Annotated in this window: 20 protein-coding genes, 1 tRNA gene and 1 other annotated feature; of the genes, 9 read left to right on the plus strand and 12 right to left on the minus strand. The window is 53.6% G+C overall.

Annotated elements, in window-relative coordinates; all coding sequences use genetic code 11:
- Positions 1 to 699: 699 nt before the first annotated feature.
- Positions 700 to 917, plus strand: a binding site (T-box leader).
- Between the two features lie 47 nt (positions 918 to 964).
- Positions 965 to 2,842 carry an arginine--tRNA ligase gene (locus B9T62_RS25350; RefSeq protein WP_087917820.1) on the plus strand — a complete coding sequence of 626 codons (1,878 nt, stop codon included), beginning with the start codon at positions 965 to 967 and terminating at the stop codon, positions 2,840 to 2,842.
- A gap of 1,725 nt (positions 2,843 to 4,567) precedes the next feature.
- On the opposite strand, the gene B9T62_RS25355 is transcribed toward B9T62_RS25350, so the two are convergent.
- Both B9T62_RS25355 and B9T62_RS25360 read right to left on the minus strand, forming a co-directional pair.
- Positions 4,568 to 4,641 (minus strand) — tRNA-Arg (locus B9T62_RS25355).
- A gap of 225 nt (positions 4,642 to 4,866) precedes the next feature.
- A complete protein-coding gene (locus B9T62_RS25360; protein WP_087917821.1) occupies positions 4,867 to 5,223 on the minus strand; it encodes a hypothetical protein in 357 nt (118 codons plus the stop codon).
- Between the two features lie 246 nt (positions 5,224 to 5,469).
- On the opposite strand from B9T62_RS25360, the gene asnB reads away from it, so the two are divergent.
- On the plus strand, positions 5,470 to 7,314 hold the full coding sequence (gene asnB / locus B9T62_RS25365; protein ID WP_087917822.1) for an asparagine synthase (glutamine-hydrolyzing): 1,845 nt from the start codon (positions 5,470 to 5,472) through the stop codon (positions 7,312 to 7,314).
- Between the two features lie 112 nt (positions 7,315 to 7,426).
- On the opposite strand, the gene B9T62_RS25370 is transcribed toward asnB, so the two are convergent.
- Positions 7,427 to 8,263 (minus strand): aldo/keto reductase, encoded by an 837-nt coding sequence (locus B9T62_RS25370; RefSeq protein ID WP_087917823.1) that lies wholly within the window; start codon positions 8,261 to 8,263, stop codon positions 7,427 to 7,429.
- Positions 8,264 to 8,402: 139 nt separating this feature from the next.
- Between B9T62_RS25370 and B9T62_RS25375 the strand changes: the two genes are divergently transcribed.
- The 5 genes from B9T62_RS25375 to B9T62_RS25395 are packed head-to-tail and all read left to right on the plus strand — an operon-like array spanning position 8,403 to position 11,783.
- The gene (locus B9T62_RS25375) at positions 8,403 to 8,987 is read left to right on the plus strand and encodes an RNA polymerase sigma factor (RefSeq protein WP_157794004.1); all 585 of its coding nucleotides are present in this window, start codon (positions 8,403 to 8,405) and stop codon (positions 8,985 to 8,987) included.
- Positions 8,984 to 9,256 (plus strand): hypothetical protein, encoded by a 273-nt coding sequence (locus tag B9T62_RS25380; RefSeq protein WP_087917825.1) that lies wholly within the window; start codon positions 8,984 to 8,986, stop codon positions 9,254 to 9,256. Before B9T62_RS25375 ends, B9T62_RS25380 begins: the two co-directional genes overlap by 4 nt.
- The gene (locus tag B9T62_RS25385; RefSeq protein ID WP_087917826.1) at positions 9,234 to 9,950 is read left to right on the plus strand and encodes an ABC transporter ATP-binding protein; all 717 of its coding nucleotides are present in this window, start codon (positions 9,234 to 9,236) and stop codon (positions 9,948 to 9,950) included. Before B9T62_RS25380 ends, B9T62_RS25385 begins: the two co-directional genes overlap by 23 nt.
- Positions 9,947 to 11,212 carry an ABC transporter permease gene (locus tag B9T62_RS25390; protein WP_087917827.1) on the plus strand — a complete coding sequence of 422 codons (1,266 nt, stop codon included), beginning with the start codon at positions 9,947 to 9,949 and terminating at the stop codon, positions 11,210 to 11,212. The genes B9T62_RS25385 and B9T62_RS25390 overlap by 4 nt, the downstream gene beginning before the upstream one ends.
- Complete coding sequence (locus B9T62_RS25395; protein WP_087917828.1) at positions 11,148 to 11,783, plus strand: hypothetical protein; 636 nt, start codon at positions 11,148 to 11,150, stop codon at positions 11,781 to 11,783. The genes B9T62_RS25390 and B9T62_RS25395 overlap by 65 nt, the downstream gene beginning before the upstream one ends.
- Positions 11,784 to 11,787: 4 nt before the next feature.
- On the opposite strand, the gene B9T62_RS39470 is transcribed toward B9T62_RS25395, so the two are convergent.
- The 6 genes from B9T62_RS39470 to B9T62_RS25420 form a co-directional block, all read right to left on the minus strand.
- A complete protein-coding gene (locus B9T62_RS39470) occupies positions 11,788 to 11,961 on the minus strand; it encodes a hypothetical protein (protein WP_157794006.1) in 174 nt (57 codons plus the stop codon).
- A 54-nt stretch (positions 11,962 to 12,015) separates the two neighbouring features.
- Positions 12,016 to 12,951 (minus strand): SPFH domain-containing protein, encoded by a 936-nt coding sequence (locus B9T62_RS25400; RefSeq protein ID WP_087917829.1) that lies wholly within the window; start codon positions 12,949 to 12,951, stop codon positions 12,016 to 12,018.
- On the minus strand, positions 12,951 to 13,385 hold the full coding sequence (locus B9T62_RS25405) for an NfeD family protein (RefSeq protein ID WP_087917830.1): 435 nt from the start codon (positions 13,383 to 13,385) through the stop codon (positions 12,951 to 12,953). Before B9T62_RS25405 ends, B9T62_RS25400 begins: the two co-directional genes overlap by 1 nt.
- 250 nt (positions 13,386 to 13,635) lie before the next feature.
- Entirely contained in the window at positions 13,636 to 14,262 is a 627-nt protein-coding gene (locus tag B9T62_RS25410) for an XTP/dITP diphosphatase (RefSeq protein WP_087917831.1), read from the minus strand.
- Between the two features lies 1 nt (position 14,263).
- Positions 14,264 to 15,022: a ribonuclease PH gene (gene rph, locus B9T62_RS25415; RefSeq protein ID WP_087917832.1), complete on the minus strand. Its 759-nt coding sequence runs from the start codon at positions 15,020 to 15,022 to the stop codon at positions 14,264 to 14,266.
- 166 nt (positions 15,023 to 15,188) lie between these two features.
- A complete protein-coding gene (locus B9T62_RS25420) occupies positions 15,189 to 16,304 on the minus strand; it encodes a GerMN domain-containing protein (RefSeq protein ID WP_087917833.1) in 1,116 nt (371 codons plus the stop codon).
- Between the two features lie 198 nt (positions 16,305 to 16,502).
- On the opposite strand from B9T62_RS25420, the gene B9T62_RS25425 reads away from it, so the two are divergent.
- Entirely contained in the window at positions 16,503 to 17,105 is a 603-nt protein-coding gene (locus B9T62_RS25425) for a phosphatidylglycerophosphatase A family protein (protein ID WP_087917834.1), read from the plus strand.
- Positions 17,106 to 17,462: 357 nt separating this feature from the next.
- Positions 17,463 to 17,627 (plus strand): hypothetical protein, encoded by a 165-nt coding sequence (locus B9T62_RS39475; protein ID WP_157794007.1) that lies wholly within the window; start codon positions 17,463 to 17,465, stop codon positions 17,625 to 17,627.
- 1,003 nt (positions 17,628 to 18,630) lie between these two features.
- On the opposite strand, the gene B9T62_RS25435 is transcribed toward B9T62_RS39475, so the two are convergent.
- The 3 genes from B9T62_RS25435 to B9T62_RS25445 form a co-directional block, all read right to left on the minus strand.
- The gene (locus B9T62_RS25435) at positions 18,631 to 20,022 is read right to left on the minus strand and encodes an MBL fold metallo-hydrolase (RefSeq protein ID WP_245864057.1); all 1,392 of its coding nucleotides are present in this window, start codon (positions 20,020 to 20,022) and stop codon (positions 18,631 to 18,633) included.
- Positions 20,023 to 20,757, minus strand: coding sequence for a class I SAM-dependent methyltransferase (locus B9T62_RS25440; RefSeq protein ID WP_087917836.1), 735 nt, complete (start codon positions 20,755 to 20,757; stop codon positions 20,023 to 20,025).
- Between the two features lie 151 nt (positions 20,758 to 20,908).
- A complete protein-coding gene (locus tag B9T62_RS25445) occupies positions 20,909 to 22,600 on the minus strand; it encodes a glycoside hydrolase family 13 protein (RefSeq protein ID WP_087917837.1) in 1,692 nt (563 codons plus the stop codon).
- Positions 22,601 to 22,863 lie beyond the last annotated feature (263 nt).

A 22,863-nucleotide genomic window follows, 5' to 3' on the forward strand; every position in this document is an offset into this window, starting at 1 on the left:
CGAATCTGCAATTAATTTCGATTAAAATGGTTCACTGACGATCAAACCCCTGAATTAGATGCTAATTCGCATCTATTTCCCCAAAAACGGAAAAAACCCTATATTTAGATGCAGTTTCGCAACTAATTCAGGGTTCGATCTTATGGAACCACCACGGAGCAAGTCTTCGAGATCTAGAAATTCTCCACTTACTAAAACACATAAAACAGGGAAGCTCCCGCAGTCATTTAAGCGGCTGCGGAGTCTTCCCTTTTATGCCCGTCTATATCGGCAAAATAATTTCTGGTCAACACCTCATTGCCCATAAGCACAACCACTTCGCTCACATAGAGGATTCTGGTGCCGCCGAGCACATACCCTTCAATGGTTACAGCACCGGATTGACAGCAGCCTGGTTGACGATCTTTACTGTAATCAATTGTGTTGGACGAACGCCAGAGCCGGACTGTTCTCCAAAGGTCCCGTTGAGACTATAGCCATCCTTTCTCCCTCCTCCCTTTTATGGCTGGCCTCTATTAAACTAGCAGACAGCTTCGTATTGATGGATCGATATAGTAATATTTCAGCAAACCGCGTACGGGGTGGACAATATGGAGACATCGGGTAAAGCAACTCGGATGCTTCGAACCCTTTTGCTTCATCCGTTATATAGTTGTTGCATTTTTCGCTAAATTCGTTATACTTGTAAAAAATTAATACATATAATCGATGATCGGGAGAGTAATTACGTTTGTTCTAGTCTACAGCGAGCCGGAAGAGTGAAAGCCGGTACAGGACAGCTAATGAAGCGCACCCGTGAGATGGACCTCTGAAGCCAGTAGGAGGTTCCGGCAGAAGGCCGTTAACCTGTAAGGTGGCTAAACAGCTTGTTTAGCAACAAGAGTGGTACCGCGAGCGCTGAAGCCCTCGTCTCTTATGGAGATGAGGGCTTTTGTGTGTGCATTTATCGAAGGAGGTTATTTCTGTGATCAGCGAAGTCATTAGAGCAAGTCTGCAAAAAAGCATATCCAGCGTATGCAGTAGCTTGGGCATGGAGTGGGACGGAGAGTGGAGTGGGGTTATTCCTCTGGAGCAGCCTGCCCACGCGGAGCATGGGGATTATTCCAGCAGTCTGGCTATGCAGCTGGCCAAACGCCTGCGCAAGCCGCCTATAGTGATAGCCGGGCTGGTGAAGGCTGAAATGGAGCAGCAAGGCTGCTGCGGCGGTCTGCTGAGCAGGGTCGAGGTTGCGGCCCCGGGTTTCGTGAACCTATACGTGGACTGGCGGGAGTGGGCGGTGCGCTCTTTTGATTATCCGGCAGTGGCACAGGGCAAAATCGCCATAGAACATACTTCGGTCAACCCCAATAAGTCCATGCATGTAGGCCACCTGAGAAACGCCTGCATCGGGGATGCCTTGGCCAGGCTGCTCAGAACAACAGGCAACGAGGTAGAGGTCCATAACTATGTCGATGATTTGGGGAATCAGCTGGCAGATACGGTCGTTGGATTACTGCATGTCCCCCTGGAAGGCGAGCATATCCGTTTCGGCGACTACTGCTGGGATGTGTATGCCAGTGTCAATCGGGAGTATGCGCAGCAGCCTGAAATGACAGCCAAACGTACAGAGATGCTGCATGCGCTGGAGCAAGGCAAGGGCAACGAAGCCTGGCTTGGCAATCTGACAGCAGAGCGGATTGTCCGGGAGCATGTCGAGGAGATGCACAGCTTCGGCATAGACTACGATCTGCTGGTCTGGGAGAGCAGTATTGTAAGAGGCGGATTCTGGAATGCTACCTTCCAGCTGCTGCAGCAGACACCCGTGTTTGTGAAGGAAACAGCCGGCAAGCTTGCCGGGTGCTGGGTGCTGAAGGTTTCCGGCGGTGACGGGGAGCAGACGGAAGAACAATCGGAGGAGCATCACCAGGATAAGGTGCTGGTGCGTTCGAACGGGATTTTGACTTATACGGCCAAGGATATTGCCTATCATCTGTGGAAATTTGGCCTGCTCGAGCAGGACTTTCTGTACAAACCGTTTACAAGCGGCGTTTCAACTACAAGCCCTGCCGGGCAGCAGCAGCCCTATGGACAGGCGCGCAGCGTTATTAACGTCATTGACTACAGACAGGAGTATCCGCAAGCGATGGTCAAGCAGGCACTGGAGGTGCTGGGATATGCCGAACAGGCGGATCAGCTTCATCATGTGAGCTATGGCGTGGTTTCACTCAGTCCCGCTTCAGCGGATGAGTTGGGCCTGGACACCTCCGATCTTAGAAGCTCCTACGCCATGTCTGGCCGTCAGGGGATCGGGGTCAAGGTGTCAGAACTGCTGCAGCGGATGGAAACAGTGATTGAGAACGCCCGGCCTGACAGCAGCGGGCTTACCAGCCGCGAGATAGCCACCGCAGCGATCCGTTATTACTTGCTGCGCTTCAATCTGGGGACGGAGATCGTGTTTGATTTCAAACAGGCGACGGAAATCTCCGGCAACACCGGCGTATACCTGATGTATACTTTTGCCCGTGCCAGCAGTGTATTGAGCAAAGCACAGCTCCCTATCCCAGCAGATGCGGCACTGCTTGCCTTCCCTGCACTGCCCGAGCCTGCAGAGAATGGACTGCTGAGACAGCTGGCAGCGTGGCAGGACACGTTGTATACGGCAAGCCAGGAGCTGACACCCAATACCATCTGCAGCTACGCCCATACGCTGGCTACGTTGTTCAACAACTTTTACGGTGCCTGCCCCATCCTCAAAGGGGAACCTGCCACGATTCTCTTCCGGCTCTGGTTGACCTCCCGGTTCAGGGATACCTTTGGCGAGGTGCTTGAGGTGCTGGGACTGCCGGCGCCTGAGCGTTTGTAACTGAGGCAGCTAAGGAATACGCGATTCCGCTAAAGGAAGCCAGAACGTGCCGAACGTACCTTGCGAAGTAGTGCTAACGTGTGTGAGCGGTTGGGCGTACGTGTATATGCTCGGGGGGCGTGTGCGATGTGCGAAATACCTGCAATAATACATCTTTTATAGCTACCAGCGCCGCCAATGCTCAAATACCTGCGAAAGTACATCTTTTCTAGCCGCCAGCACCACCAATGCTCAAATACCTGCAATAATACATCTTTTCTGGCCGCCAGCGCCGCCAATGCTCAAATACCTGCAATAGTACATCTTTTCTAGCCGCCAGCACCACCAATGCTCAAATACCTGCAATAGTACATCTTTTTTCGCGCTAAACCGCCTTTGGAGTAAATTTAGTCTGAAATGCCTGCACTATCGCAGGTATTCTTCTTAATATGTAGGCTTTCTGCGAAAAGCCTGCACATTTGCAGGTTTTCGCCGGTTCCCAAAGCGATGGCACATTCGTGCGGTGGCGGTGAGCGTTCTCCCCCCGAACGCACAAACAGCCTTCCCGAAGGAAGGCTGTCATCACCGTCCCGGCACGGGATACCGCCCCAAAGGGCGAATTGCGAAGTAGCGTTAATGTGTGTGGGCGGATCGGCATACAGGGGCGGATAAATGTAAGTGTGGAGAGCGGTTGGGCGTACGTGTATATACTCGGGGGGCGTGTGCGATGTGCGAAATACCTGCGATAATACATCTTTTCTAGCCGCCAGCACCACCAATGCTCAAATACCTGCAATAGTACATTTTTTTTCGCGCTAAACCGGCTTTGGAGTAAAGTGTGTGGGCGGATCGGCATACAGGGGCGGATAAATGTAAGTGTGGAGAGCGGTTGGGCGTACGTGTATATGCTCGGGGGGCGTGTGCGATGTGCGAAATACCTGCAATAATACATCTTTTCTAGCTACCAGCACCACCAATGCTCAAATACCTGCGAAAGTACATCTTTTCTAGCCGCCAGCACCACCAATGCTCAAATACCTGCAATAGTACATCTTTTTTCGCGCTAAACCGCCTTTGGAGTAAATTTAGTCTGAAATACCTGCACTATCGCAGGTATTCTTTTTAATTCGCAGATTTCATGCGAAAAGCCTGTACATTTGCAGGTTTTCGCCGGTTCCCAAAGCGATGGCACATTCGTGCGGTGGCGGTGAGCGTTCTCCCCCCGAACGCACAAACAGCCTTCCCGAAGGAAGGCTGTCATCACCGTCCCGGCACGGGATACCGCCCTGTGAGCGGATTGCGAAGTAGCGTTAATGTGTGTGGGCGGATCGGCATACAGGGGCGGATAAATGTAAGTGTGGAGAGCGGTTGGGCGTACGTGTATATGCTCGGGGGGCGTGTGCGATGTGCGAAATACCTGCGATAATACATCTTTTCTAGCTACCAGCGCCGCCAATGCTCAAATACCTGCAATAATACATCTTTTCTGGCCGCCAGCACCACCAATGCTCAAATACCTGCAATAGTACATTTTTTTTCGCGCTAAACCGGCTTTGGAGTAAATTTAGTCTGAAATACCTGCACTATCGCAGGTATTCTTCTTAATATGTAGACTTTCTGCGAAAAGCCTGCACATTTGCAGGTTTTCGCTGGTTCTCCTTAACGTTTGCACATTCGTGCGGTGGCGGTGAGCGTTCACCCCCCCGAACGCACAAACAGCCTTCCCATAGGAAGGCTGTTTCATGACGTCCCGGAAGGGATTCGAACCCCTGACCGTGCGCTTAGAAGGCGCATGCTCTATCCAGCTGAGCTACCGGGACAGATATAAAGCTTAAACGATACAATCATATGTATTAATGCAACGTTACCTATTATACCGCATTCGGATTATTTTTCAAGACTGTATCTGGTGAAAATATCAAAATTCTTCATTATTCCTGTGATTCATCCGTCAAACAGCCGCAATGGGGAGTGAACGGCTGCTCTGCCTTTCACTCCACCCTCTACCTTCTTGCGTACATTAACTGCGCCTCTCCCTGCGTGCTTCAGGGCAACGCCCGAAAATGCTCGGCCAGCTGCTTCTTCAACTCACCAAACATAAACAGCTCCCGCTGAAACTTCGAACGCTCATCCTCAGGACTCATAATAATGCTGCCGGTAAAAGCACTCACCGACACATCCTTAAACGCCTCATGCAAATTGTTGTCGAACCAATCAGTAGCCGTGTCGGCATCATTCGTCAGAATCCGTACAATCTCATACCCGTCCTCCCGCTGGTCCTCCACAATGTAGACGAGCAATGCCGGATCGCTAACCGCGCCGGGCAGCACGCCCACCTCTGCGCAAGGCGCTCCGTCGTACTCCGTCATTCTGCGAATTTTGGCGTCTTTTATGTAATACATCCCTACTCCACTCCTTCAGGCAAATTTCCTACTCCCCTAGTGTTCGGATAAGGACATACATTTTATGCCTCCCTTCGGCATATATCTGTATTACATGGCAAGAAGAACCGGCTTCGCCGTCCTCTGCAAGAGGCGGTATCCGGTTCTGCGGGAAATAGAAGGATAATTTATAGCGTATAGTCTATAAATTCTTATATTTCAAAAAAAAGAAGGACAACAGTCGCACAAAAGAGAGGATGAATCATCATGTGCGGAATAACCGGATTTATTGAATGGCGCGGCGATCTTACCCAGCACTCGCAGCTGCTGGTCCAAATGACTGAAACGCTGGCAAACCGCGGGCCCGACGCAGCCGGCACCTGGATTTCAGGCCCTATCGCGTTCGGACACCGCAGACTTAGTGTAATCGATCCAGAAAACGGCGCACAACCGATGATTACCCGCCATGAAGAGAATACGTACGCAATCGTGTACAACGGGGAGTTGTACAACGCCCCTGAGCTTAAACAAGAGCTGAAGCAGCGCGGACACCAGTTTCGCACCCAATGCGATACTGAGGTTCTGCTGCATGCCTATATTGAATGGGGACCGGATTGTGCCGGGAAGTTGAACGGAATTTTTGCCTTTGCTGTGTGGGACGGTCTGCGTGATCAGGTGTTCCTGGCACGTGACCGACTTGGTGTGAAACCTCTCTTCTACAGCCAGGGCGACGATGTGTTTGTCTTCGGCTCCGAGCCCAAAGCGCTGCTGCAGCATCCCAAGGTCCGGCCGGAGATCGGCGCAGAAGGGCTGGCAGAAATCTTCATCATTGGTCCGGCCCGCACCCCCGGCCAAGGCGTATACAAGGATATGAAAGAGCTTCGCCCGGGCCACGCCATGATCTACAGCCGCGAAGGCCTGAAGAGTTATGCTTATTGGCAGCTGGAGAGCTTCGCCCACACCGACAACGTGGAAGAGACGGCGGCCAAGGTCCGCGAGCTGCTGCAGGATACACTGGAGCGCCAGCTGGTGTCGGATGTTCCGGTCTGCTCCCTGCTCTCCGGGGGGCTGGATTCGAGCGCGCTGACCGCACTGGCGGTCGATTATTACAACCGCAATGGCCAAGGCCAGGTCGATACGTATTCGGTGGACTATGTGGACAATGACAAGTTTTTCAAAAGCCATTCCTTCCAGCCCGGAGCCGACGCCCCATGGATCAAACGGATGGTGGATGAGCTGAAGACGAACCATCATTATGTAGCCTTTGATACGCCTGAGCTGGTGGAAGCGCTGGACAATGCGCTGTATTCCCGCGATCTGCCGGGGATGACGGATGTGGATTCGTCGCTGTATTTGTTCTGCCGCGAGATCAAAAAGAACGCCACCGTCGCCATCTCCGGCGAAGCCGCAGATGAGATCTTCGGCGGCTACCCGTGGTTTCACCGTGAGGAAATGCTCAGCTCAGGCACCTTCCCATGGTCGGTGGCGCCGAAGATGCGCGCAGAACTGCTCACCCCGGAAATATTCGAATGGATTCGTCCGCTGGAATACTTAAGCGACCGCTACAGCGACGCTGTAGCCGAGGTTCCGAAGCTGGATGGGGAGACCGGCAAACAGGCGCAGATGCGTGTGATGTCCTACCTCAACATTACCCGCTTCATGCCTACGCTGCTGGACCGCAAGGACCGGATGAGCATGGGCGTCGGCCTGGAGGTCCGCGTGCCTTTTTGCGATCACCGGCTGGTGCAGTATGTATGGAACATTCCATGGGAGATCAAGACGGTCGGCAACCGTGAAAAAGGCATCCTGCGCAAAGCGATGGAAGGTATCCTGCCGGACGATGTGCTCTATCGCAAAAAAAGCCCTTATCCCAAGACGCATAACCCGGCTTACCTGAACGCTGTACGCCAGCAGATGCTGCATATTCTCGATGATCCCTCCTCTCCTATTCTTGGCTTGATTGACGCTGCCCAGATTCGTGAAATCGCCGCTTCACCGGAATCATCCAGCAATCTGCCCTGGTTCGGGCAGCTGATGTCCGGGCCGCAGCTCTTCGCTTATCTGTCCCAGGTCAATCTGTGGCTGAAGACGTACAACGTCTCGATTAAATGATCCTCTAGCGAGATTCCCGCTCTGTAGAAATTTGACCAAAACACAAACAGCAAGCCCCGGCAACGGCGGCTTGCTGTTTGTTGTATGTTGAATAGGGTTCACAAGCTTTTAGTTAGAAATTAAAATTGTCCGGGTCCGGTCCGAAACGGTTATCCTCATTCAGTTCCTCGATTGCTTTCACATCGTCATCGCTGAGCGTGAAGTCGAAGAATCCCGCGTTCTCCACAATCCGCTCGGCATGAACCGACTTCGGAATGGTGATTACTCCCTGCTGCAAGTCCCAGCGCAGAACAATCTGTGCCGGAGTTCTGCCATATTTGGCCGCCAGCTCCTTCAGAAGCGGCAGGTCCAGATTCCCCTGCATCAAGGGACTCCAGGCCTCCAGCTGAATGCCGGTCTCCTTGGTATATTTCAACAGTTCACGCTGGGTCAGCAACGGGTGGAATTCCACCTGGTCCACCGCAGGCACCACACCGGTATCCTCGATGATATCCTTCAGATGATGGATCTGGAAGTTGCTGACGCCGATGGACTTGACCAGCCCTTCCTTCTGCAGATGCACCAGCGCTTTCCAGCTGTCACGGTACTTGCCGGGCACCGGCCAGTGGATCAGGTACAGATCCAGGCTGTCCAGCCCCAGCTTGCGGCGGCTGACCTCGAATGCCTGCAGCGTGGATTCATATCCCTGGTCACCGTTCCAGAGCTTCGTGGTCACGAATATTTCTTCACGGGGGACTCCGGAATCGCGGATGCCTTGTCCAACACCTTCTTCGTTCTTATAGCCGGCAGCGGTATCAATGCTGCGGTAGCCTGTCTCAATCGCTGACTTCACGGCATGGATAACCTCTTCGCCATCCTTCGTCTGCCAGACACCCAGCCCCAGCCAAGGCATGGTTGCCCCGTCGTTCAGCGTAGGTCCGCCCGAGAATGGTCCGTTCATTTCACTCATCGCTTAACCCTCCAAGCTATTCGTATTTGGTCATTCTTCCTTAACCTCAAAACACGTTTCAGAAGCAAAACCTCCCAAAATAAGTATAGCAAAGAACAGGACAAACCATGCATAGCGAAATTGGGGTGTAACTTTTATAGTGGAATTACGTGTAAGTAAGGCCGGGAATGGAGGAGAGATTGTGGCTGACGACAATGAACTGATGGCCCGGGTCCAGACAGGGGACAAACAAGCCTATGAGGAGCTCGTGTTGAGGTACCGGATGAAAGCAATCGCCTTCGCGGCCAGCTTCGTTCGTGATCTGTATACAGCGGAAGATATCGTGCAGGAGTGTTTCGTCAAAGTTTATCTCCGCAGAGCGTCTTACCGGCCTGATTACAGCTTCCATACCTATTTATTTACGGTAATCCGCAATCAATGCATCGATTACTTAAGAGCCAGCAAGACCAGACACAAGATGGATGCAGAGCTAGCCGATGAGCTGAGCGACGGGCACACACCGGAAGAGATATTGGCTAATCGGGAGAATACCAAACAGATCTACGAAGCTCTAAACCAACTGGAGGGCGACTACAAAACAGCCTTGTATCTGTTCGCGATAGCGGATTTCAGCTACAAGGAAATTGCCAGCACCATGAGCAAAACGGTGCCCCAGATCAAAATCCTCCTGTACAGGGCCAGAAAAAAATTCAAAAACCAATATAAAGGGGTTGAAATCAATTGAAAAGTGAACAAGAATTTCTGGCGGAAATCTGGGCGAATGTAGCCAAAATCGAAGCAGAGGAGCAGCACAAGGCATTGGCACGGCAAAGACATCATTCGCTGATCCAAAGAACCATACTCCTGCAGCTGACTGTGGGTGTTAGCTTCCTTATTCTGATCTTGCTGCATAGCCATCTGGATTTCACTACTCTGACTGCCCTGTGCGGAGTTTATTTGGTGCTTGGATACTTATGGGAGGGAAGAAATCATGAATACCGAAATCAGAATTGAGAATTTATCGAAACGCTTCGGACAGAAACAAGCCCTGCGCAATGTTTCCTTGTATTTTGAAACGGGAATGTATGGGCTGCTGGGCAGAAATGGTGCCGGCAAAACGACCTTTATGCGAGTACTGTCGACCTTGCTGAATAAATCTGGCGGAACGGTCACCGTATGCGGCATCCCCGTCGAGAATGCGAAGGAAGTCCGCAAGCTGGTTGGCTATCTGCCTCAGGATTTCTCGGTCTATCCGGGGATGACTGTCTACCAGGCGATGGATTATCTGGGCACGTTGTCTGAATTATCAAGCTCGGAACGGGCCAAGCGTATTCCCATGCTGCTGCAGAAGGTCAATCTTGACGATTGCCACAAGCTTAAGGTTAAAGCCCTGTCGGGAGGAATGAAACGCAGGTTGGGCATCGCCCAGGCGCTGCTGCATGATCCCCGCGTGCTGATTGTGGATGAGCCTACGGCGGGACTGGACCCGGAGGAACGCATCCGCTTCCGCAACCTGCTCTGTGAGATGGCAGCAGACCGGATTGTCATTCTTTCCACCCATATTGTCGAGGATATCGAGAAGACATGTCAGAACATCGCGATTCTGGACAAGGGGCAGATTATCTACCAGGGGTCCTTGCTCGATTTTGTGGGAGATGAAGCGGGTCTGGAGAATGCTTATATGAAAAAGATGGGGGCGCAGCAATGATGAGCCTGTTCTTTAAAGAATGCCGGCAGATTTCGAGAAGCATTATCTACCTGGTATTTATCGGCGTCGTTGTACTCTTCTACTTCTCGCAGCTGGGCAACTCCGTCGGAGCAGATATCAGGGAAGCACAGAGCTCTGCGGAATATAACAGCATAAACCCTTTAATGAAACCTCCTCCGGATGCCAAAAGCTATGGAAGCAAAGCTGCGGAGATTCCCGAGCAGGTCATGCCCGGCGCCATCGCCAGCCTTGTGTTCGAACATCTGCAGAATGGATATACTGCCTACCCGATTGCTTTCTATAAGAACGTGAAGCTGAATGCCAAGGAGCAGGCTCAAGTTGCGGACATCATCACCGAGATCACCGGAACTACTCCCGAGGTCATTATGGATATCAACGCAGAAGAAAAGGCAATCCCTTTGGTAGTCTCTTATGAAACATTCCGCACAAAGATGGCTGAAGTGGACGACCTGATTGGCGGCGGATCCAAGTACGCACTGGACGGGTTGAAGGAATTCGGCAACGCTCCAATCACCTACGAAGAGAAGCTCGCGGATTATCAGAATTTCATTGAAGAGGACAGGATCACAGGTGCTTATGCCCGGCTGTTCTCGGATTACATGGGGATTACCCTGGCGCTGTTCTCTATATTTGTACCCGTTTCTTTTCTAATGAGAGACCGCAGAGCCAGAATGAACGAGCTGATCTATTCCCGGAGGTTCGGTTCCAGCCGCTTGATTCTGTGCAGATACTGGGCCATGATCCTCATGCTGCTGCTCCCTATCGTGCTGCTCTCCCTGATTCCGCTGGTCCAGCTGATCGGCTATGGGATGCGAAATAATGTTTCCGTCAACCTGTGGGCCTTTCTTACCTATATTGCGGCCTGGCTGCTGCCAACAGTTATGGTTACAACCGCCGTCGGATTTCTGCTGACAACGTTGACCGATACCCCCATTGCCATAGCGGTTCAGTTCTTATGGGGATTTCTGGATATTTCTGCCAACAAAAACCTTCTCGGTGGGGATTATGGCGCGGAGCTGAGCATTCGACACAACACGCTGGACAATCTGCAGGCGATGAAGGACGGCTTCACTGCGCTCACCCTTAACCGGTCACTCTACGCGCTGTTCTCTCTACTGCTAATTATGGCGACAATCCTGATTTATGAGCTGAAACGAAGGGGGAAGCTGGATATCTATGGTCGTGTGCAGAAAATATTTACAAATCGCAAAAGTGCAGCTAAAGCTGACACTCTTCATTAACCTTCTATTAGCTATTGCCATTGTGCTGCTGGCTCCCGTGCTGTTCGGCATAAAAAATCTGGACAGCATGGCTTCCAGCATGGTCCTGGAACGCTATGTGTCACTGACGGGAGTGATCCTCTGCACACCCTTGTTTCTGCCTGAACAGGACAGCGGCATCAAGGAATTAATTGAATCCAAATATACTTCATTAACCGGCACCTATATCATCAGACTTGGTTTGGCACTGACGTCACTGCTGGGCATGATCGGCTGCTTCATCGCCATTATGCAGCTGAACGAATGCCAGTTTGCTGCCGGACCGTATCTTTTCGGTACCTTCGCTACAGCTGTATTCCTCGGGGCCTTGGGTTTTGCGGCCTATGCCCTAGCGGATAATGTGGTCGTGGGATATATGCTGCCGCTTGGCTATTATATGCTAAATACCTTTGCTCCGGATAAGCTGAGCCACTTCCAATTATTCACGCTGTCGACAGGCAGCTTAAATGATAAATATTGGCTATCGGCGGGGGCTGCCCTACTGCTGATTGCAGGCATTGCCTACAGGCTGATCTTAAGACGAATCCGCTGAGGGATTACTTCTCCACCAGCTTGAAGTCGTCGAAATGAAAAGCCGGGGATACGATGCAGGAGACCAGCGGCGAGATTTCTGTTGATGTCATGACGATTCTCTCCTTCAATTGTTCTTGAAATACACAAATGGCCCCGAAGCAGGGACTGCGGATGTGCAGCCCTGCTTCGTAAGCCATCGTGAGTTGTACTATTACTTTATGTGGAACCAACCTTTTGTAAATTGCTGCGTGTTATTTGCCGTCTTTGCTTGCTTTGAACACCTCGGCAATTGCACCGATACTACCCAGCGTTTCGACAGCACTTGTTGGCAGGAAGACCTTATTGGCCGGTCCTTTGGCAATTTCGCTCAACGCTTCAAAGGAACGGTACGCCAGCACCTGCTCATCCAGCCCAGCGGTGCTGAGCAACTGGATACGGATCTTCTCGGCTTCGGCAACCGCTTCGATCGCCTTGGCCTGACCGAGTGCTTCCAGCTCCTGCGCCTGGCGCAACCCTTCGGCCTGACGGATACGGGCTTCCTTGTCACCCTCAGCCTTCAGAATCTTACTCTGCTTGTCGCCTTCTGCGCGCAGAATCATATCCTGCTTGGCTGCTTCGGCTTCCAGCACGATCGCACGCTTGCTGCGCTCCGCCTTCATCTGCTTATCCATCGCTTCCTGAATATCGAGCGGTGGCTTGATGTCGATGACTTCTACACGCTCAATGCGCACGCCCCACTTCTCCGTCGCTTCATCTAACGCGAGCCGGATATCGGTGGAGATTTTCTCGCGGCCGGACAAGGTTTCATCCAGCTCCAGCTTCCCGATAATCTGCCGCATCGTTGCTGTGGAGATATTACGCACCCCGTAGACATAATCGGAAATGCCATAAGTGGCTTCTTCCGGTCCTACTACCTGGTAGAAAATGATCGTGTCAATCTGCACCTGTACATTATCCTTCGTGATTACCGTCTGCGGCGGCACGTTGGCTTGTTGAATCCGCAAATCATGATACGTGCGTACCTGATCAATAACCGGAATCAGAATATTCAGACCCGGTGTAAGCAACCGGTTGAATTTCCCCAGCCGTTCCACGACCCCGATCCGCTGCTGCGGAACAATTTTGATAGTTAAAGCTACGAATACTACGACGACAACAACTACAATTGCTATAATTGCCCATTGCATCAGTACATTTCCCCCCATCGTTCTACTTCAATAATTGTAGTGCCCCGCCTAACCACTCTGACAACCTCATCCTTACCGAGATATTGCAGCGAAGTTGCGCTCCAGGTATCTCCGCCCACTTTAACCTGCCCGTAACGACCCGGCTCGATCGGCTCCACCACTCGTCCCTGTCTTCCGACAATATCCGTTCCGCTATCCCTGAACCCCCGGGAATTACGGAATCGGGCCGAAAGCGGCTTGGAGAACATCGTGAGCACCAGAGCCACAAGGGAACCTGCCACTACCTGCAGCAATACGGCATCCGGATATACGAACGACACAAGCCCCGCCACCAAAGCTCCGGCAGTAAGCCAAAGCAAGTAAAAGGTAAGCGTAAACATCTCAATAACAAACAGGACACCGGCTGCAATTAACCAAAACATCCAGACAACCATCGGTGAACCCACTCCTTCCGCTATATACTACTATAACGAAAAAAACAGCAGCGCGTTGCATTAGTTTTTCCAGGTGATCAGCACAGACATGCTCCTTGTATTATATTACAGCAGATGGAAAGATATGAATCGGGTCGCAAAGCAGGCTGTGACAACAAGAAAAGACCCGTGCATAATCGCACAGGCCGCTTCCATTCCCCGGAGTTAACAGCTACTCCTGACTCCATTATGGCTGAAACCCGAACCGTTACTACTTAGCTGCAAGCAGCTCCGTGAGCCTGCGCAGCGCAGCCCCACGATGGCTGATCTTCTGCTTCTCGCCAAGCGTCAGCTCAGCCATGGTCTTGTCATACTCCGCCAGGTAAAAAAGAGGATCATAGCCAAAGCCGGCTCCCCCTGCAGGCTCAGAGGTGATCCAGCCGTCAGCCCTGCCTTCGGCCGCCAGCTCCTGGCCCGTAGCCGGATCATACAGCGACAGTGCACAGACGAAGCTGGCCGTACTGAGCAGCGGCTGTCCGGTGTCCTCGCCCTGTTGAAGCTGCTCCAGTTCACTGAGCAGCTTCAGGTTGTTCTCTTCATCCGAAGCTCCCTCACCGGCATAGCGGGCGGAATAGACCCCAGGCCTGCCGTCCAGCGCATCGACACAGAGACCGGAATCATCGGCAAGCACAGGCAATCCCAGCGCATTGCCTACCGTTCTGGCTTTCTTGAAGGCATTCTCGGCAAAGGTCTGTCCATCCTCCACCACCTCGGGAAGCTCAGGATAATCAAACATACTCTTCACCGTCAGTCCCAGTGGAGCAAAAGCATGCTGAAATTCCCGCACCTTGCCGCGATTGCGGGTAGCTACAATAAGAATCTCACCGGCCCCGTTCATCTTAGGCCTCTTGTCCCGGCTGGCCGGTTGGAATCTTGAGCGCGATGACGCCGAGTACTTCCTTCTGGACGGCAATCAGCTCATAGATTCCTTGCTCACCCAGTTCCAGCAATTGGTCAAGCTCCTGGCGCGTAAACGGCCGTTCTTCGCCGGTGCCCTGTACTTCCACGAAAGCCCCGCCGCCGGTCATCACCACGTTCATATCCACCTTCGCCTTGGAATCCTCGTCATAATTCAGATCGAGCAAGGTCTGGCTGCCCACCACGCCGACGCTGATCGCACCCAGGAAATCTGTAATCGGGAACACCGCCAGCTTGTGCTGCACCGCCAGCTTGTTGATCGCAAACGCCATCGCGACAAAAGCGCCCGTAATCGATGCCGTCCGCGTCCCGCCGTCCGCCTGGATCACGTCACAGTCCAGTGTGATGCTGCGTTCGCCCAGGGCTTGCAGATTCACCACCGAACGGAGTGCCCGGCCGATCAGCCGCTGTATCTCCATCGTCCGGCCGGTCAGCTTGCCGCGTGCGGCCTCACGCTGGTTGCGTGTCTGTGTAGCACGGGGCAGCATCGAATATTCGGCAGTCACCCAGCCCTTGCCCTGTCCTTTGAGGAAGGGCGGAACCTTCTCGTCCACAGTGGCGGTACAGATCACCTTGGTATCTCCCATCTCGATAATGACAGAGCCTTCGGCATATTTATTAGTTTGGGTTGTAATCGTCAGCGGCCGCAATTGGTCGTGGTTTCGCCCGTTTGATCTCATGATTTCTGCCTCCTACGTTAAAAGTTGCTTGAATTTAGTATGCGTCCGATTGCAGAACAGGATGCAGCCTCCCTGGTACCAGAGGCTGCATCCTGCCCTGCGCTTAGCAACCCTTATTCTAACAAAGAGAAGGCATAAAAGCATCTTTTACCCTCTCCTGCCTGTATTAGAGCGACAGCTCGTTCACAAATTCCGGTGCGGAGACCGGCTTCCCATAATCCACATTGTTAGAGCTGATTACAGTCTCCTTGCCATTCAACCGGATCTGCACCATCGAATCATCCGTATTCTGGGCAATCGTCAGCACGACCGATTCCAGCAATTCCTCCGGCACATCCTTAGCGTCGGCGAACATATCATCCTTCAGAGCAACGGTTACGACACCGTTCTGGCCGGCTTCCACCGATTCGAGCTGGGTATCCTGAGTCATCACCATTTCCAGGCCATCCCCCTCTTCCGGTCCAACGATCAGCTCGTTCAAGGCGGCCTTCAGCTGTTCTTCACCTGCGGGTACATAGCGGGTAACTGGCACATAATACGGAAGACCCTGCGGAGATGTGGCTGAGAAAAACACCGTCACTGCCGTCGAGCTGCTCAGCAGCGGACCCTGCTTCGGCAGGTTGATGCCCATACTGCGGGTAAGCGCACGGTCCAGCGGAATGCCCTGCAAGGGCATTTCTGTCAGTTTTTTGCCATCTACCCAGAGCTGAACACCCTGGATTCCCTCCTGGCCGGTCAAGGTCCAGGTAATAGCTTCGAGAATGGAACGCTCGCTAGCAGGATCATAATCAGCAAACTCTGCATTGAATTCAACCACAGCCAGCTTGGACGCATCCACGGTCACACTCTCCACCTCAGTCCCGGCAGGAAGCACGCCAGTGAAGCCCTCCGGCAGTGACTTGGCGTAGGCCCCCTTGCTGATTAGGGCAGTCAGGGAATCCTTCAGCACGGCATTCTTCTCACCCTTCGGTAAAGAGAGGGAGACCGGAGCCAGCAGGCCGTTCCCATCCTTCAGGAACACAGTCGTCTGCACACCGGCGGCCAAGCCTGAAGGCGGCAACACGGTAGCTACGCTCTCCGTGCCATCGAGGGTTACGGGACCGAGTACCCCGGCATCTTCGACAGGTGTTCCGCTGACCTCGAGCATTTGCGCCTCCATGGCGGACGGCGGCGGATCAATGGAAGCGGACTCTGATCCAAACAGGCCGCAGCCGGATAAAGCGAGTGGAACTGCCAGCAGGCAAGCTGCGGAGACGCGGCGGATAGGTTTGCTTGATTTCATTGTTATTGCCCCTTTCAAGGTTGAATAGCCTTTGTACTGCTATGTATACGAGCCCTTTGTCCAAAAAATAACAACAGCTTATCCTAAATTGTTGTGCCCGGTGCTTGATTGGACAAACGCGACCGCTAACCGTACAATTTCAGTACAGAAAGAGGAGCCAGCAACCATACCATATTCTTACTAACAGGGGGACTGAACATGGCTGATGCCAAAATACCTTATAGCCTCAACAGCAAGGCGGTTGCGGAGGCAACCTACGCCTGGCTGCATAAACGCGGCGTAACCATCCAGGAAATCGCAGAGCTGGTGATGCTGCTGCAGAACAAATATTATCCGAACCTTACAATGGAAGAGTGTGTTCAAAATGTAGAGATGGTGCTCAGCAAACGCGAGGTGCAGAATGCGGTCCTTACCGGTATCCAGCTCGATGTGCTGGCCGAAGAAGGCAAGTTGTTCTCGCCGCTGCAGGATATGATTGAGCATGATGAGAGCTTGTATGGGGTGGATGAGATTCTGGCCTTCTCGATTGTGAACGTGTATGGCAGCATCGGCTTCACTAACTATGGGTATGTCGATAAACTGAAGCCGGGCGTGCTGGAACGGCTGAACGACAAGTCTACCGGCCAGATACACACGTATCTGGACGATATTGTGGGCGCTGTCGCGGCGGCGGCAAGTAGCCGGATCGCACACCGTAAGCAGGCCGAGCGCGAGCAGGAGCTCGGTCTGCCGCAGGCGCCCGAGGACATCGAGGACGCCGCCAAGCGGCTGGCCGCGCGGGACGGCGGCACGCCGAAGTAGCGACGGGGCCGTGGAGGCGCGGCACGACAGAGTAGCGGCTAGCGGACGGGACGGCGGCACGACGGAGTAGCGGCGGGCGAACGGGACGGTGGCACGACGGAGTAGCGGCGGGCGCGGTGGGGGCGCGGGACCTGGCTGGAGGCGCTCGACGTGGCTTTAGACGCTCGATGTGGCTGGAGGCGCTCGATGTGGCTGGAGGCGCTCGACGTGGCTTTAGACGCTCGATGTGGCTGGAGGCGCTCGACGGGCTTTAGACGCTCGATGTGGCTGGAGGCGCTCGACGTGGCTTTAGACGCTCGATGTGGCTGGGGGCGCTCGACGGGCTTTAGACGCTCGATGTGGCTGGAGGCGCTCGACGTGGCTGGAGGCGCTCGACGTGGCTTTAGACGCTCGATGTGGCTGGAGGCGCAGAACGTGGCCGGGTCGGCGCTGGATGAACAGGAGATGAGGCGGGATGAACTACCGGAGCAAATAGATGCAAAACTGCAACTAAATTCAGCCGGATCACCAGCCAACGGATGAATAAGTGCGATTGTGCAACTAATTTTGAGGAAATCAAGCTTATTTCGCTCAGAAGGCCAAATTAGATGCCTTTTTGCATCTATTTCCCGAAAAACGGAAAAATCACGCTAATTAAGTGCGTTTTCGCAACTAATTTAATGCTCGAACTTATGGAACTAACCCAGAGCTAAGTCTACCCTGCTCTGAGCACACCGCGGCCTAAGTAGTAACGGATTTTCGGTCTGACGGGTAATGCAGTAAGTAGCGGTTGTAATGCTGTAACTGTAACAGGCTCATACGGCAGATCAGCGGCGCTCCTTCCTGAGGTAATCCGCAGCGGCTAGGGATAGTTTGTTAAGTTCTTTGTCAGGTGCGGGGGGTGGAGTAACTTAGGACGCTGGAGTAGTTCGGTAGCCGGAGTAGCGGGGGCTGGAGTAACTTAGAACGCTGGAGTAGTTCGGTAGCCGGAGTAGCGGGTGCTGGAGTAACTTAGAACGCTGGAGTAGTTCGGTAGTCAGAGTAGCTTGATGTTGGAGTAACTTAGGACGCTGGAGTAGTTCGGTAGTCAGAGTAGCTTGATGTTGGAGTAACTTAGGACGCTGGAGTAGTTCGGTAGTCGGAGTAGCTTGATGCTGGAGTAACTTAGGACGCTGGAGTAGTTCGGTAGTCGGAGTAACTGGATGTTGGAGTAACTTAGGACGCTGGAGTAGTTCGGTAGCCGGAGTAGCTTGATGCTGGAGTAACTTAGGACGCTGGAGTAGTTCGGTAGCCGGAGTAGCTGGGTGTTGGAGTAACTTAGGACGCTGGAGTAGTTCGGTTGCTGGAGTAGCTGGGTGTTGGCGCAACTGGATACTGTGGTAGCTGGGTTCTCGGGAAGCCAGTCGCTAGAGTAACTGGAAAGTAGCTTCAGCATCCGCTGCCCAGACTCCCAAGTACAGCAGTTAACAATAAAAAGGCCGTTGCGCAGGTACGGGGAGGATTCCCCGAGACCTTGCGGCACGGCCTTTTGCTATGCCGGCGGTCCTCAGCCTGGCAGTGGCGCAGCGGCAAACAGTATGCCGCTGCTGGACTCGGTGAGGACCGCGCGCTCCTGGCGCACCAGCTCCGCCAGATGCGCCAACGCTTCGCTCATCGCGAAGCGCAGCTGGTGGACGCTGGTGACGCGTCCACGGAACAAGGCTTCGCACACAGCGAAGCCGCTCAGCGGACCCGCGGCGAGCAGCGCCTCCGCCTGCTGCAGCCGCTCCTCATGATGGCGCAGCAGGCTGTCGACCCGGGCCGTGAAGCCGCTGAACGGCTCGCGATGCCCCGGGAACGCCATGCTGACCGGATAGCTGCGCAAGCAGCGCAGCCCCTCAAGGAAGGTCAGCAGCGGCTGTGGGTCGCTGCCGGGCAGCAGGCTGACGTTGGGTGAAATCTGCGGCAGCACGGCATCGCCGCAGATCAACTGGCCGCTGGCCGCATGGTACAGGGACACGTGGCCCGGCGCATGTCCGCCGGTGATCAGCGGCAGCCAGTCGCGGCCGCCCATCCGGAGTGGCGCCTCCGGATGCAGGTACGTAACTCCCGGCTGCGGCGTCACCTGGGGCAGGAAGCTCTCCAGGTGTCCCCTGATCTCAGACGCCAGATGCTCCGGCATCCCATGGCTGGCGAAGAATCGGGGCAGCACCTCATTAATGCCCGGCAACCTGCCGGCAGCACCTGCAAATCTGTCCTTACTCTCCTTGCCAACAAGGCCTGCATATCCGCCCTCATTCTCCCTGCCTGCAGCGCCTGCATATCCGCCCTCACTCTCCTTGCCAGCAGCGCCTGCGTATCCACAGTCAGTCCCACCGTCCGCAGCCTCATCGTACCCGTAGCCACTACCGCAACTTGCAGCATCAGAACCGCTGAAGCTCAACCCCAGGTTACTCCATATCCCCGCATCAATCCCAGCATCGGCACCACTACTGCCTTCAGCATACTTAGGCAAGTTCCCAGAAGCTTCTCCAACCGCCGGACCGCGCCCATCTATCCCCTTATCCAGTCCCGCAGGCGGACCTGCGCCCCACATCCAGGAAGCTTCCGCGTGGGCGCGCTCCGTCATTCGCACCAGGCAGCCGCTGCGTTCCTGCATCCAACCTGCCAGCCCATAATGGTCGGGGTGATGATGGGTCACCACCACCTCCCGGATCTGAGTCCAGACCAGGTTCAGCTCCTGCAGCACCTGCTGCCAGGCCTGCTCCGTCTCCGCGCTGTGCGGGCCAGGATCAATGACGGTGATACCGCCTTCCCCATCAGGCAGAATATAGCTGTTCACCTGACGCAGCGGCGGGTCCATCGGTACCGATACCTGCAGAATGCCTCCGTCCCATGAAGTGATCTGTACTGTGCCCACCTGCTCATCACCGCCTCTGAATCTTCTGCCGGAGACCATTTATGGTCTAACGCCGGTAAATATCATCCGTTTGGAATCCTCTGCATGATAAGCATCCTCTTCATAGCTGCCGTGGACCGCCTCCAGCTGGAGTCCTGCAGCGAATATCATCTGTTTGAAGGTATCCAGCGAATACAGCTTCACACGTTCATGATAACGGCGGGGAGTTCCACCTTGAATGGAGGTAAGCACAATATCCTTCTTCACATATCCGTTCTCGATCCGGCGCGTCTCATCAATCCGGTTGTCACCATCCTCACGCACGGAATGCGGCACCAGACCCCGGATCACACAGGCAGGATTCAGAAAATCAATGATAAACTTGCCCCCCGGCTTCAACATGCGGTGAATTTCGCGCAGAACTTTAATCTGCTCCTCATCCTCCTCAAAATAACCGAACGAGGTAAACAGATTCACAACCGCGTCAAATCCCCCGTCCAGCGGCAGCTCGCGCATGTCGGAGCGTATCCAGGTAACCTGTGCGGCCCCTTCCTGGGCCCGGGCTTCACAGAGCAGCGGCTCGGACAGATCCACTCCGGTGACTTCATAACCCGCTTCTGCAAGCGCCAAGGAGTGGCGGCCCATCCCGCAGCAGAGATCCAGCACTTTGGCGCCGGGAGCCAGCTTCAGCCAGCTGATCATCATCTCCACCTCACGCCTTGCTCCACCGAAATCCCGGTGCTTGTACACAATCAGATAATCTTCCCCAAAGCTCTCTTCATACCATTCACTCATGTGACTTCTCCTCCCGCAGGTCAACCCTGCTGCAACACTCTATGTATGATAATGTAACGCAATTGTACCCCCTTTTGGAGATTTGTTCAAAAAAGAAAAGAGTCGCCCTCCGGCATCAGTGCCACTGCAGGCAACTCTGTACTCTCCACAACTATACCTGCTGCCGCAAATACACTCTGGCTTCAAAGGGCCGCAGCTTCAGACTGCCCAGATCATCTTCTTTGGACAGTGGATAATTGGAAATCAACAGCTGCGGCTTGCCGCCTGCCAGCTCGGAGGGCAGTTCAAACACAGGCTCCCGCGCATAAAAATTCAGAATCACCAGCAGCTGTTGGTCCTCCAGCGTACGGGTATAGGCATAAATCTCGGGATGGTCCTCCAGCAGCAGGCCATATTCACCGTAGACGATCACCTGATGTTTCTTCCGCAGCTGAATCAGCTGCTTGTAATAGTGGTAGATAGAATCGGGATCTTTGACGGCGCTTGCCGCATTGATCTCCATATAATTCGAATTGACTTCGATCCATGGCGTGCCTGTGGTGAACCCGCCTTCGTCTCCGTCGTCCCACTGCATCGGAGTGCGGGCGTTGTCACGGCTTTTTTTGTGAATGGCAGCCATGATCTGCTCTTCCGGAACCCCACTGCTGCGTTTCTCTTCATAATAGTTCATCGTCTCCACATCACGGTAATCGTCAATGGATTCGAAGGCCACATTCGTCATGCCGATCTCTTCACCCTGGTAGATATACGGCGTGCCTTCCAGCATGTGATAGAACGTTGCCAGCATTTTGGCTGAGGGAATCCGGTAAAATAAATCGTCGCCGAACCGCGACACCGAGCGCGGCTGATCGTGATTGCAGAGATAGTTGGCGTTCCAGCCCCGGTTATGCAGCACCGTCTGCCAGTTGCCCATAATCTGCTTCAGCTCGTGCAGGCTCCAGGGTACGGTATCCCATCTTCCGCTGGCCGGGGAGGCCGCATCCAGATTCATATGCTCAAACTGGAAGGTCATATTCAGCTCGCGCCTGCCATCGCCGACATAGTTCAGCGCCTGCTCCGGGCCAAGCCCCGATGTCTCCCCTACAGTCATAATATCGTAGTAGTAAAGCACCTTGTCATGCAGATTCTGCAGCAAGGTGTGCACATCCTCCAGATTCGAGAACATTTCATAAGCACGCACAGTCTTCGCACCGCTTGGATTCAGGGCATCCGGGTAGCCTTCGGCTTTGACAATATGGGCTATGGCATCGAACCGGAAGCCGTCCACTCCCTTCTTCAGCCACCACTCTACCATTTCATGCAGCTTGTCGATTACCACGGGATTCTCCCAGTTCAGATCCGGCTGGTATTTGGAGTAGAGATGCAGATAATATTCATCCGTCTGCGGGTCCAGCTCCCAGACCGAACCGCTGAAATAGGATTCCCAGTTGTTCGGGGGACCGCCGTTTTTGGCTTTTTTCCAAATATAATAATCCCGTTTGGGATTGTCCTTGGACGATCTCGACTCGATAAACCAGGGATGCTGGTGGGACGTATGGTTCAGCACCAGATCCATCATCAGCTTCATTCCGCGCGAGTGCATGTCGCTGAGCAGCCGGTCAAAATCATCCATCGTGCCGAATTCCTTCATAATATCGCAATAGTCGCTGATGTCATATCCATTGTCATGGTTCGGGGATTTGTAAATCGGGCACACCCAGATTACATCCACACCCAGCTCCTGCAGATAATCCAGCTTGGACCGGATTCCGCGCAAATCGCCATACCCGTCTCCGTTGCTGTCCATGAAGCTGATCGGATAAATCTGGTACACGACACTTTCCTTCCACCATTTCGGGTTCATAACCTGGCCTCCGCTTCCCCGGGAACTTTCCGGACACATTAGTATATTTTAACCACATCCGCCAGACTGGATAACATTTCACTATTCTTTTGTGCAGCCGATGTCCTATATGTATGCAAAAAGTTACCACTACATCGTCCATTGAGGGTTTTTCGGAGCGGATAGGACCTCATTAGTGGTAAAAATTCCCTATAAGCTCGCCAGAACGCCCAACCTTCGTCCAACTAGCGGTAGAATTTCCCTATCATTCCTCACTGGACCTA

Origin of the sequence: Paenibacillus donghaensis (assembly GCF_002192415.1) — a bacterium.
In the GTDB taxonomy this organism is placed as follows: Bacteria; Bacillota; Bacilli; order Paenibacillales; family Paenibacillaceae; genus Paenibacillus_AQ; species Paenibacillus_AQ donghaensis.

What these genes read in the sequence shown, in the direction of transcription:
- B9T62_RS25360 (WP_087917821.1), bottom strand. Translation starts at nt 5,223, where the DNA reads ATGTATTACATAAAAGACGCCAAAATTCGCAGAATGACGGAGTACGAC.
- asnB (WP_087917822.1), top strand. Translation starts at nt 5,470, where the DNA reads ATGTGCGGAATAACCGGATTTATTGAATGGCGCGGCGATCTTACCCAG.
- B9T62_RS25370 (WP_087917823.1), bottom strand. Translation starts at nt 8,263, where the DNA reads ATGAGTGAAATGAACGGACCATTCTCGGGCGGACCTACGCTGAACGAC.
- B9T62_RS25385 (WP_087917826.1), top strand. Translation starts at nt 9,234, where the DNA reads ATGAATACCGAAATCAGAATTGAGAATTTATCGAAACGCTTCGGACAG.
- B9T62_RS25390 (WP_087917827.1), top strand. Translation starts at nt 9,947, where the DNA reads ATGATGAGCCTGTTCTTTAAAGAATGCCGGCAGATTTCGAGAAGCATT.
- B9T62_RS25395 (WP_087917828.1), top strand. Translation starts at nt 11,148, where the DNA reads ATGGTCGTGTGCAGAAAATATTTACAAATCGCAAAAGTGCAGCTAAAG.
- B9T62_RS39470 (WP_157794006.1), bottom strand. Translation starts at nt 11,961, where the DNA reads ATGGCTTACGAAGCAGGGCTGCACATCCGCAGTCCCTGCTTCGGGGCC.
- B9T62_RS25400 (WP_087917829.1), bottom strand. Translation starts at nt 12,951, where the DNA reads ATGCAATGGGCAATTATAGCAATTGTAGTTGTTGTCGTCGTAGTATTC.
- B9T62_RS25405 (WP_087917830.1), bottom strand. Translation starts at nt 13,385, where the DNA reads ATGGTTGTCTGGATGTTTTGGTTAATTGCAGCCGGTGTCCTGTTTGTT.
- B9T62_RS25410 (WP_087917831.1), bottom strand. Translation starts at nt 14,262, where the DNA reads ATGAACGGGGCCGGTGAGATTCTTATTGTAGCTACCCGCAATCGCGGC.
- rph (WP_087917832.1), bottom strand. Translation starts at nt 15,022, where the DNA reads ATGAGATCAAACGGGCGAAACCACGACCAATTGCGGCCGCTGACGATT.
- B9T62_RS25420 (WP_087917833.1), bottom strand. Translation starts at nt 16,304, where the DNA reads ATGAAATCAAGCAAACCTATCCGCCGCGTCTCCGCAGCTTGCCTGCTG.
- B9T62_RS25425 (WP_087917834.1), top strand. Translation starts at nt 16,503, where the DNA reads ATGGCTGATGCCAAAATACCTTATAGCCTCAACAGCAAGGCGGTTGCG.
- B9T62_RS25435 (WP_245864057.1), bottom strand. Translation starts at nt 20,022, where the DNA reads ATGGTCTCCGGCAGAAGATTCAGAGGCGGTGATGAGCAGGTGGGCACA.
- B9T62_RS25440 (WP_087917836.1), bottom strand. Translation starts at nt 20,757, where the DNA reads ATGAGTGAATGGTATGAAGAGAGCTTTGGGGAAGATTATCTGATTGTG.
- B9T62_RS25445 (WP_087917837.1), bottom strand. Translation starts at nt 22,600, where the DNA reads ATGAACCCGAAATGGTGGAAGGAAAGTGTCGTGTACCAGATTTATCCG.